Source organism: Paractinoplanes deccanensis, from assembly GCF_016862115.1.
GTDB classification, from domain to species: domain Bacteria; phylum Actinomycetota; class Actinomycetes; order Mycobacteriales; family Micromonosporaceae; genus Actinoplanes; species Actinoplanes deccanensis.
The window spans coordinates 1-983 of the sequence record NZ_BOMI01000249.1 but is presented as its reverse complement, the minus strand read 5'-3'; the positions used below and the strand labels follow the sequence as shown (position 1 = coordinate 983).

Genomic DNA, 983 nt, shown 5'->3' with positions numbered 1-983 from the left:
AGGTCGACGACGAGCAGATCGCCGAGGTGCTGGGCAACTGGACCGGCATCCCGGTCTACAAGCTGACCGAGGAGGAGACGTCCCGGCTGCTGCGCATGGAGGACGAGCTCCACAAGCGGGTCATCGGTCAGGAGGACGCGGTCAAGGCCGTGTCCAAGGCGATCCGGCGTACGCGGGCGGGTCTGAAGGACCCGAAGCGGCCGTCGGGCTCGTTCATCTTCGCCGGCCCGTCCGGTGTCGGTAAGACGGAGTTGTCCAAGGCGCTCGCGGAGTTCTTGTTCGGGTCCGAGGACGCGTTGATCCAGCTGGACATGTCGGAGTTCCACGACCGGTACACGGTGTCGCGTCTGGTCGGTGCCCCTCCCGGTTACGTCGGTTACGACGAGGGTGGTCAGCTGACCGAGAAGGTGCGGCGTAAGCCGTTCTCGGTGGTGCTGTTCGATGAGATCGAGAAGGCCCACCCGGATGTGTTCAACACGCTGTTGCAGATCTTGGAGGACGGTCGGCTGACCGACGGTCAGGGCCGCATCGTCGACTTCAAGAACACGGTGATCATCCTGACCACCAACTTGGGCACGCGGGATGTGGCCAAGGCGGTGTCGCTGGGCTTCCAGGCTTCCGAGGCCGAGGAGTCCAACTACGAGCGGATGAAGGTGAAGGTCAACGACGAGCTGAAGCAGCACTTCCGCCCGGAGTTCCTGAACCGTATCGATGACACGATCGTGTTCCATCAGCTGCGGCAGAACGAGATCCTGGAGATCGTGGACATCTTCACGTCGCGGATCGAGACGCAGTTGAAGAACAAGGACATGGGTCTCGAGCTGACCGACAACGCGAAGAAGTACCTGGCGAAGAAGGGCTTCGACCCGGTGCTGGGTGCCCGGCCGCTGCGCCGCACGATCCAGCGTGACCTGGAAGACGCCCTGTCCGAGCAGATCCTGTTCAACGAGCTGCGCCCCGGCCAGATCGTCGTCGTCGACTGC

General features: G+C 63.2%; 1 protein-coding gene. It reads left to right on the top strand.

The window, feature by feature from the left end:
- Positions 1 to 983: AAA family ATPase (locus tag Ade02nite_RS48860; protein ID WP_203778297.1), on the top strand; the 983-nt coding region annotated here is incomplete at both ends.